Source organism: Aeromonas finlandensis, from assembly GCF_000764645.1.
GTDB lineage: Bacteria > Pseudomonadota > Gammaproteobacteria > Enterobacterales > Aeromonadaceae > Aeromonas > Aeromonas finlandensis.
Genome location: NZ_JRGK01000352.1, coordinates 1 through 9,191 on the forward strand (window position 1 = coordinate 1; position 9,191 = coordinate 9,191).

At 62.5% G+C, this 9,191-nt stretch carries 9 protein-coding genes; 2 read left to right on the plus strand and 7 right to left on the minus strand.

All coding sequences use genetic code 11. From position 1 onward, the window contains the following. The 4 genes from phoR to LD28_RS0121150 form a co-directional block, all read right to left on the minus strand. Nucleotides 1–958, minus strand: a 958-nt coding sequence (gene phoR / locus LD28_RS0121135) for a phosphate regulon sensor histidine kinase PhoR (RefSeq protein WP_033138846.1), incomplete at its 3' end; no start/stop codon positions are given. Between the two features lie 8 nt (nt 959–966). Next, entirely contained in the window at nt 967–1,656 is a 690-nt protein-coding gene (phoB, locus tag LD28_RS0121140; protein WP_005338414.1) for a phosphate regulon transcriptional regulator PhoB, read from the minus strand. Between the two features lie 101 nt (nt 1,657–1,757). Then, entirely contained in the window at nt 1,758–2,168 is a 411-nt protein-coding gene (locus LD28_RS0121145; protein ID WP_033138847.1) for a VOC family protein, read from the minus strand. A 131-nt stretch (nt 2,169–2,299) separates the two neighbouring features. Next, on the minus strand, nt 2,300–3,979 hold the full coding sequence (locus tag LD28_RS0121150; RefSeq protein WP_033138848.1) for a sigma-54-dependent Fis family transcriptional regulator: 1,680 nt from the start codon (nt 3,977–3,979) through the stop codon (nt 2,300–2,302). Between the two features lie 236 nt (nt 3,980–4,215). On the opposite strand from LD28_RS0121150, the gene exaC reads away from it, so the two are divergent. Continuing rightward, a complete protein-coding gene (exaC, locus tag LD28_RS0121155; RefSeq protein WP_033138849.1) occupies nt 4,216–5,733 on the plus strand; it encodes an acetaldehyde dehydrogenase ExaC in 1,518 nt (505 codons plus the stop codon). Nucleotides 5,734–5,813: 80 nt separating this feature from the next. Here the strand turns inward: exaC and LD28_RS0121160 are convergent, their stop codons facing one another. Then, nucleotides 5,814–6,599, minus strand: a complete 786-nt coding sequence (locus LD28_RS0121160) for a helix-turn-helix transcriptional regulator (protein ID WP_033138850.1) — start codon at nt 6,597–6,599, stop codon at nt 5,814–5,816. 233 nt (nt 6,600–6,832) lie between these two features. Here LD28_RS0121160 and LD28_RS0121165 point away from each other — a divergent pair, with 233 nt between their 5' ends. After that, a complete protein-coding gene (locus tag LD28_RS0121165; RefSeq protein ID WP_033138851.1) occupies nt 6,833–7,732 on the plus strand; it encodes a DMT family transporter in 900 nt (299 codons plus the stop codon). A 76-nt stretch (nt 7,733–7,808) separates the two neighbouring features. On the opposite strand, the gene LD28_RS0121170 is transcribed toward LD28_RS0121165, so the two are convergent. Both LD28_RS0121170 and LD28_RS0121175 read right to left on the minus strand, forming a co-directional pair. Next, nucleotides 7,809–8,504: a response regulator gene (locus tag LD28_RS0121170; protein ID WP_033138852.1), complete on the minus strand. Its 696-nt coding sequence runs from the start codon at nt 8,502–8,504 to the stop codon at nt 7,809–7,811. A 3-nt stretch (nt 8,505–8,507) separates the two neighbouring features. Further along, nucleotides 8,508–9,191 (minus strand): sensor histidine kinase (locus LD28_RS0121175; protein WP_033138853.1); only part of this gene is annotated, 684 nt, incomplete at its 5' end.

Genomic DNA, 9,191 nt, shown 5'->3' on the forward strand with positions numbered 1-9,191 from the left:
GCTGCTCCTGATCCCCGCGCACCAGCAGGTCAGGCTGCACCATAAATTCGATCTGGTGGGCCCGCTCACCGGAGAGTGCCCGCGCCTCCTGCTCCAGCAGCCCCAGCATGGCGGGCATATCCACCAGATGGGAGAGATCCACCGAGGGGGCCGCCTCGATACGCGACAGGGTGAGCAGCTGATTGACCAGGTTGTCCATCCGGATGGTCTGCTCCATCATCACCCGATGCGCCTTGGCCCACATGGCGGGCGGGGGCGGCTCCTCGGTCATCTCCAGATAGCCCTTGAGCACTGTCAGCGGGGTGCGCAGCTCGTGGGAGACGTTGGAGACGAAGTGTTTGCGGGTCTTCTCGAGGCTGCGCAAGCGGGTGACATCCCGCACCACCAGCATCGCCTGATCTTCGGCATAGGGCATGATGCGAAACTCGAGAAACTTCTCTTCGTTGACCGGTGAGGCCAGCTCGAGGGGCTCGTCATAGGCCCCCTTGCCCAGATAGGCGGCAAAAGCGGGATTGCGAATGAGGTTGCCGATATGCTGACCGGCATCCTCCGGCCAGCGAAAACCGAGCAGTTGCTCCGCCAACCGGTTGCACCAGAGGATGCTGCCGTCGGTGCGAAACACCACGGCGGCATCGGGCAACGCCTCGGCCCCTTCCCGAAAACGGCGGATCAGCCCCGCCAGCTCGCGGCGCCGGGCCCGGTGTCGCTGCTGCAACTTGTAGATGCCGTTGAAAATATGCTCCCAACTGCCGCTGCCGTTGGGAGGCACCAGACTGCGATCATGCCACAGCCAGTCCGACAGCCGTTTCTGAAAGCGATAGTGCCAGCCCAGATGGAGCACTGCCGCCACCAACAGGCAGAGAGAGAGGTGATCAATCAACCAGCCGACCAATGCGAAGGGCGAATAGAAAAACGCCATCCGCCACAGCTGTCGCCGCCAGGCGTAAGGTTGCAACATAACGGCCTCTAGAGACGGGTTGAGAAGCGGTATCCGGCTCCACGCACCGTCTGGATCAATCTGTCGTGCCCGGTCTCTTCGATCGCCTTGCGCAGGCGGCGAATATGCACATCCACGGTTCTGTCCTCGACGTACACATTGGTACCCCAGACATTATTGAGCAGCTGTTCACGGCTATAGACCCGCTCGGGGTGGGTCATGAAAAAGTGCAGCAGCTTGAATTCGGTCGGCCCCATGTCGAGCGCCTTCTCTTCGGCACTGACCCGGTGGGAAACCGGATCAAGCTTCAGCCCCTGCACCTCGATCACCTCGTCGACCGAGGTCGGAGAGACGCGGCGCATCACCGCATGGAGGCGTGCGGTCAGCTCCTTGGGAGAGAACGGCTTGGTGATGTAGTCGTCGGCACCGGCCTCCAGACCACGTACCTTGTCCTCCTCTTCACCGCGAGCGGTGAGCATCACCACCGGGATCTGGCGCGTCACCTCATCCTGCTTGAGCTGCTTGATAAACTGGATGCCACTGCCGCCCGGCATCATCCAGTCCAGCACGATGAGTTCGGGGTAGGGTTCGCGCACCTTTGCCAGTCCATCGGCGTAATCTTCCGCTTCAATCGTCTCATATCCCTTCTGCTCCAGCACGAAGCAGAGCATTTCGCGGATCGGTGCTTCGTCCTCGACCACCAGAATTCGCTTAGCCATTCCCTTCTCTCTCCTCTGTGAAGATGGGTGCGCCAATTATTAGAACTTTCTGTGACACTTTTATGACTTTATGACAGGCGGGATGATAAACGTTTTCAGATTCAGTTGGCAGCAGCGAGTTGCAGCAGATCCCAGCGGTTGCCACTGATATCCTCGAACACCACCACCATACCGTATGGCTCGCTACGTGGCTGTTCACAAAAATGCACTCCGTACGCCTGCATGCGCTGGTAATCCCCCCAGAAGTCATCGGTCTCGAGAAACAGGAACACCCGACCGCCGCCCTGCTGGCCGATGGCGGCCTGTTGCTCGGGCGTGGCGGCGCGAGCCAGCAGCAGCGCCGAACCGGGGGCGCCTTTGGGTGCAACCCGTACCCAGCGCTTGCCCGGTTTGCCCGGTTCATCGAGCCGGGTGTCTTCCAGGAGCGCGAAGCCAAGTCCCTCGGTAAAAAAGCGAATGGCCCGATCGTAATCGGCGACCAGCAGGGTCAATGCACCGATGTGTTGTGACATGGCAGAAAACTCCTCAATAGTTGGATCAACAGGGCGCAATGCCCCGGCAAGGGCGCATCATAGCGGCTGGATGGGCAGGGCTCCAGCCGTCATGTGCGTCTTGAAAACGACCGATGAGGGGGAGTGAGCACTCAAGGGGCTTCGCGCAGCGTCCGGTAGAGGGTGGTGCGGCTGATCCCCAGCTGGCGCGCGGCCTCGCTCACATTGCCGCCGCATGCCGCCAGCGTTTGCTGTACCTGCCGCCGGGTTTGTTCACGCAAGCTGGTCGCCTCCCCCATCGGCAAGGCGCCGGGCTCTGTGGCCACACTGGGCAGATGCAGGTGGGCGGGTTCAATCCAGCCTAGCCCCTCTGCCAGCACGCAGGCCACTTCCAGTGCCTGCTTGAGCTGACGCACGTTGCCGGGCAGCGGATGGGCCAACAGCTGTTGCTCCGCATCGTGGGTCAGACGCAGGGTCGGATCCATCTCCGCCAGCAGTCGCTGGATCAGCCCCAGACGCTCAGCGGCAGGCCAACGGCGCAGCGGCATCAGCTGCTGGCGCCATCCGCAGATCCGGTAATAGAGGTCTTCGCGAAATGCGCCACTCTGCACCATGGCCGCCAGATCCCGGTGGCTGGCGCTGACCAGCCAGAAATCCACCACCTCGGGCTTGTGGCTGCCAACCGGGGTGACGCTGCGCTCCTGCAATACCCGCAGCAGCCGGGTTTGCGCCTGCAGCGGCAGTTCACCAATTTCATCGAGCATCAGCATGCCGCCGTGGGCTGCGCGCAGATAACCCTGACTGCCCTGGCTACGGGCACCGCTGAAGGCTCCACCCACATAACCAAACAGCTCGGCTTCCACCAGATCTGCTGGCAGCGCGCCGCAGTTGACGCACACCAGTGGCTGATCCCGCCGACTCGACGCTCGGTGCAGGGCCCGCACCAGATGCTCCTTGCCACTGCCGGTCTCCCCCTCGATGAGCAGCGAGATGCCGCGCTCCAGCATCTTGAGCGGCACCTGCTGCGGATGCGATAACGGGCTTGAGTGATCCTGTAGTGCGGTGCAGGAAGGTGGCGCGTCCGCTTCTGGCACCAGCCGCAAGCCACGCCCCTCGCGCAGCAGCTGCCTGCCGTCGAAAGGGTGCTGGCCAAGCCAGAGTCGGCCTGCCCGGTTGGCGCCGAGCAGCTCGCCCCCCTCACCCAGCAACAGGCGGGCGGACCAGAGACTCTGGGGATCGAGATCCACCAGCCAGCCCGGCTGACGCGCCAAGAGTGCGTTTTCGAGGGTCATGGCCAGCAGTCGCACCGTGCCCAGCATGTCGCCGCCGTGGTGGGCCGCATCGGTGGAGATATCGAGCACCCCCAGCAATTGTCCATCCGGCCCGAGCAGCGGACAGGCGCTGCAACTGAGGAAGCTGTGCTGGGCGAAGAAATGCTGATTGCCGAGCACCTGCACTTCGCTCTGCTCGGCCAGCGCAGTACCGATGGCATTGGTGCCCTTGCTCGCCTCCCCCCAACGGGCGCCGCTGCGTAAAAAGATACGCTCGGCATGGCGGGCGAAGCCGTCGTCTCCACTGGCGGCCAGAATGGCTCCCTCACCGTCACACAACAACAGGCGACAGGGGCGACCCGCCAGCAGCTGGCCAAACAGCGGCAGCACAAAGCGCTGGAAGCAGGCGATCAGCGCCCTGTGCTGCTCCTGACGGGCCGACAGTTCCCCTTGAGGCAGCAGATCCAGATCGGCGCTCTGCTGGCGGCTCAGCCCCTGATGCAGGCAACGCTGCCAGGAACGCAGGATGGGGCTGGGACCGGGTTGAAGTGACTCACTCATCACGCCTCCTGTTCACAAACAGCACGACTGTCTCGGCCACTGTCCAGAAACGGCACAGTCTTATCGCCACAGTCGTGGTCATTGGTTAACCAAGATACGCCTGCGCACCCCATTTGATAACGTTTTTTTAACCTTTCGCCTGCTGGTCAGACCCTTTGGCACGCCCCTTGCGATATCAGCTGGCAACCGGTCTGTCAGCCAGCCCGGTCAGGACCACACACATAAAGGATGATGCGATGATTTATACCGCTCCCGGTCAGGCAGGTGCCCTGGTCAGCTTCAAATCCCGTTACGACAACTTTATCGGTGGTGAGTGGGTGGCGCCGCGCGCCGGCCGCTATTTCGAGAACATCTCGCCGGTGGATGGCAAGGTGTTCTGCGAGGTCGCCCGCTCCGACGCCGCCGATATCGAGTTGGCGCTGGATGCCGCCCACAAGGCATTTGCCAGCTGGAGCAAGACCAGCGTCACCGAGCGCAGCAACCTGTTGCTGCGTATCGCCGATCGCATCGAGCAGAACATAGAGGTACTCGCCGTCGCCGAAACCTGGGAGAACGGCAAGGCGGTACGCGAGACTCTGGCGGCCGACCTGCCGCTGGTGGTGGATCACTTCCGCTACTTCGCTGGCTGTATCCGCGCTCAGGAGGGGTCGGCCGCCGAGCTGGATCAGAACACCGTCAGTTACCACTTCAAGGAGCCCATCGGCGTGGTCGGCCAGATCATCCCGTGGAACTTCCCGCTGTTGATGGCAGCCTGGAAGCTGGCTCCGGTGCTGGCGGCAGGCTGCTGCAGCGTGCTCAAGCCCGCCGAGCAGACCCCGGTCACCATCATGTTGATGATGGATCTCATCAAGGAGATCCTGCCCCCCGGCGTGGTCAACGTGGTCAACGGCTTCGGCGCCGAGGCGGGTCAGGCGCTGGCCACCAGCAACCGGATCCAGAAACTGGCCTTTACCGGTTCGACCGAAGTGGGCGCCCATATCCTGCGCTGCGCCGCCGACAAGCTGATCCCCTCCACCGTGGAGCTGGGGGGCAAATCCCCCAACATCTACTTCGCCGACGTGATGCAGCACGAGAGCAGCTACATCGACAAGGCGGTGGAAGGGATGCTGATGACCTTCTTCAACCAGGGCGAGGTGTGCACCTGCCCCTCCCGCGCGCTGGTGCAAGCCAGCATCTACGACGACTTTATGGACAAGGTGCTGGCCCGCGCTCGCACCATCGTTCAGGGCAACCCCCTCGATACCGCCACTCAGGTGGGCGCGCAGGCGTCCCGCGAGCAGTTCGACAAGATCCTGGGCTACATGGAGATCGGCCGCGGCGAAGGGGCCAAAATGCTGATCGGCGGCGGCCCGGCCAAGGTGAGCGGACTGGAGGGGGGCTTCTACATCCAGCCCACCATCTTCTCCGGCCAGAACAAGATGCGGGTGTTTCAGGAGGAGATCTTCGGGCCAGCGCTCGGGGTCACCACCTTCAAGGACGAAGCCGATGCACTGGCCATTGCCAACGACACCCAGTACGGATTGGGGGCAGGCCTGTGGACCCGCGACAGCAATCTGGCCTGGCGCATGGGGCGCGGCATTCAGGCAGGTCGGGTCTGGGTCAACTGCTACCACGCCTATCCGGCACACGCCGCCTTTGGCGGTTACAAGAAGTCGGGGATCGGCCGCGAGACCCACAAGATGATGCTGGACCACTACCAGAACACCAAGAACCTGCTGGTGAGCCACGACATCAACCCGCTCGGCTTCTTCTAATGCGAGCACATGCCATCAGAGAGGGCGCCTGCGGGCGCCCTTGTTGCTTTGCTTCACCAGATGACACGTCCCGCCCGTTGTTATCGACCCGACTGCTGGCGGTAACGCTGGGGGGAGCAGCCCAGCTCCCGGTTGAACATGGCAATGAACGCGGAGGTGGATCCATAGCCGAGCCGCCAGCTGATCTCCTGAATGGGCATGTCTCCCTTGAGCCAGGCCAGTGCCTTGAGCAGCCGCAGCCGGGCCCGCCACTGACCAAAGCTCATCCCCAGCTCCCGCAGGCAGCGCCGTGCCAGAGTTCGTTCGGTGGTGTGCAACTGCCCGGCCCACTGGGCCAAGGTGCGGGGATCGGCAGGATCGCTGTGCAGCACCGCCAACATGGGGGCCAGCAGCTTGTCCTGACTCATCGGCAGGTAGCTCTCCTGACAGCGGGTGCGCGCCAGTCGCTCCACCAGCAACTCGGCTTGGTGCTGATCCCACTCATCCGCCATATAGCCAACCCGCCGTTCGCAAAAATCGTTCAGCAGGGCGCGGATCAGCGGGGTGAGCAGCAGCAATCTGGGCTCTGGCGGCAGCTTGGCCGCCAGCGCGTGGCTGACGTAAATAGAGGTGTAGTCGAGGGCCTGTTCGTTGTAGGAGGTGTGTTCCAGATCCGCTGGCACCCAGATCAGGTAGTCGGCAGGGGCCACCAGCCGCTGATCCCCCAGCACTATCTCCATGCTCCCCAGACTGATCATGTTGAGCTGGCCCCAGGGGTGGGCGTGCAACAGGGTTGCGCTGTCGGCCAGCACCTGCTGGTAGCTGAAATAGAGCGGATTGGGGGCGGGCAGATCGACATCTACCGGCTGAAAGTGGTGGGTGGCCATCAGCGCCCGTTGCCAGCGAAAGAGAGGAGAGAGAGCAATGCAGCGCCCTTTTGACACTCTCTCTGGCGCAGACCAAAGGCAGCCAGCGGGTGCGGGCGAACGCAGCCCGTTTGGGTCGGAATAAGGTGCATCAGAAAGAGTTGTCTTTTCTGCTGGGTCATCTGTCTGTTTTACGCTACTTGATAATATAAAGACAAGGGTAGACTTGCCCCCCTGTTTATAAGGAGCCTCTGATGCGAATCTTCTCTCCCCTTCTCTTTCCGCTGATGGCGGTACTGATCTGGGCTACCAATACCGTGGTTTCCAAGGCGGCCGCCAGTGTGGTCGACCCGGCCGCCATCTCTTTCTACCGCTGGCTGATCGCCGCCCTGGCGCTGACCCCCTTCTGCTTGCCCCAGTTGTGGCGCCGCCGTCACGAAATTCGCCCCTGGTTTGGCAAGCTGCTGGTACTGGCGGCGCTCGGCATGGTGCTGTTCCAGTGTCTGGCCTATTACGCCGCCCACAGCACCTCGGCCACCAACATGGGGGTGATTGGCTCGCTCATCCCGATGCTGACCCTGCTGCTGGGGGCCATGTTCTTTAGTCAGCATCCCGGCAAGCAGGCACTGGCAGGCATGCTCATCTCCCTGTTCGGGGTCTTCTGGCTGCTGAGCAAGGGCCAGCCGCTGGCGCTGCTGCACGATGGCATCAATCCGGGCGATGGCATGATGTTGCTGGGCTCTGTCAGCTATGCCCTCTATGGTCTGCTGGTTCGCCGCTGGCATCTGCCGTTTGGCCCCTGGCTCAACCTCTATCTGCAGATCCTGCTGGCGGTATTGCTGCTGATCCCGGTCGCCCTCTGCGCCGACTCGCTGGCAGTGCCTGCCGAAGGATTGGGGCTGGTGCTGTTTGCCGGGTTGATCTCCTCCCTGATCCCCCCCTACTGCTGGATGCGGGCCATCGTCTGCCTCGGGGCCGCCCGTACCTCGGTCTTTATGAACCTGCTACCGCTCTGCACCGCACTCATCGCTGTCATCAGTCTGGGAGAGCCGATCCACGGCTATCACCTGCTGGGTGGCGGACTGATCCTGGGCGGGGTGATGGCCTCCCAGCTGAAGGGGCGTACGCCGGTGGCCGAACGGGAAACCGCGTGAGAACGAACAACCTCCAGAAACAACAAGGGAGCCCATGGCTCCCTTGTTGTTTCTGCAATGCGTGCCAGTGGGCGCCTCAACCGGCCCGACGCCAGCGGTAGCGCCGCTCCGGCCGTCCCCGCTGACCATAGTTGAGATCCACATCCACCCGGTCTTCCGACTCCAGATACTCCAGATAGCGGCGCGCCGTGGTGCGACTGAGCGACAACCGCAGCGCCACCGTGTCGGTAGAGAAGACGTTCTCCGGTTCACCGGCCAGCAGATCCAGCACCTGACGCAGGGTAATGCTGTCGATCCCCTTGGGGGTGACACGCATCTCCTTGATCTGGGAGCGTCCCCCCTTGCCCAGCAGCTTGTCGAGATCTTCCTGCTCCAGCCGACCCCGCTCGCAGAGGCGGCTGTGCAGTTGCAGGATCTCGTCCAGGCTCTGCTGGATGCGAAACAGCCGCAGTGGCTTGATGACGTAGTCATGAACCCCCAGATTGAGAGCCTGCTGGATGGTCTCCACATCCCGCGAGGCAGTCACCATGATGACGTAAGCCTCGCGGTTGTGGCTGCGCAGACGGCTCACCCACTCGAGGCCGGAGCCATCGGGCAGAGAGACATCCACCAGCAGCAACTGAGGCACCACACCGGACATCATGGCATCGGCTTGGGCCAGGGTGCCGGCTCGGCCCAGCAGGGAGAAACCGGGGGTCGCCGCCACCAGTTCTGACAAGATGGCACCGATCCGATCATCATCTTCAATAACAAGGGTGATTATTGGGTCCATGGCTCACATTAATTGGTTTTTATTCAAGTAGATACCAAACAGGGTGGTCTGCTCGGCGGTTCGTCGCCATTCTATCACACCCTCACGCCGACCCACCGTCTCCTTGACCAGGAACAGGCCAACCCCGTGATCACCACTCTGGCGGCTCACCCCGTAATCGAACAGATGATCGGCCAGATCTTCATCGACCCCCTCGCCACTGTCCTCCACCTCGATCACCAACCGCCGCCCCACATCGCACAGAGAGAGCAGCACCCGGGGTGGACGCTGCTGACGGTTGAGCCAGGCCGCTTGCAAACCGTTATCCAGCAAGTTGCCAATCAAGGTGATGAGATCGGCAGAGACCGAGGCCGGATACTCCGCCAGCGCCGAGTCGGGATCGAGTTCCAGGGTCACCCCCAGCTCGCGGGCCCGGCTGAACTTGCCGAGAATAAGCCCCGCCACCGGCTTGTTGTCGATCATCCGCAGCAGCTCCTGCAACATGGTCTGGCACGCTTCGTTCTCCTGCTGGATCAGCTCCACCGCCTGATCCACATGACCCAGTTGCAGCAGGCCGGAGAGACTGCTCAGTTTGTTGGCAAACTCGTGGCTCTGCATCCGCAGCATCTCGGCATACTGGCGCAGGTGGGTCACCTGCACCCCCAGACTGGCAGCCACTTCCGGGCGGCTGAAGATCAGCAGTCGCCC

Excerpts from the sequence above, each read along its gene's own strand:
- LD28_RS0121165 (WP_033138851.1), top strand. The coding sequence starts at position 6,833 with ATGCGAATCTTCTCTCCCCTTCTCTTTCCGCTGATGGCGGTACTGATC.
- exaC (WP_033138849.1), top strand. The coding sequence starts at position 4,216 with ATGATTTATACCGCTCCCGGTCAGGCAGGTGCCCTGGTCAGCTTCAAA.
- phoB (WP_005338414.1), bottom strand. The coding sequence starts at position 1,656 with ATGGCTAAGCGAATTCTGGTGGTCGAGGACGAAGCACCGATCCGCGAA.
- LD28_RS0121170 (WP_033138852.1), bottom strand. The coding sequence starts at position 8,504 with ATGGACCCAATAATCACCCTTGTTATTGAAGATGATGATCGGATCGGT.
- LD28_RS0121145 (WP_033138847.1), bottom strand. The coding sequence starts at position 2,168 with ATGTCACAACACATCGGTGCATTGACCCTGCTGGTCGCCGATTACGAT.
- LD28_RS0121150 (WP_033138848.1), bottom strand. The coding sequence starts at position 3,979 with ATGAGTGAGTCACTTCAACCCGGTCCCAGCCCCATCCTGCGTTCCTGG.
- LD28_RS0121160 (WP_033138850.1), bottom strand. The coding sequence starts at position 6,599 with ATGGCCACCCACCACTTTCAGCCGGTAGATGTCGATCTGCCCGCCCCC.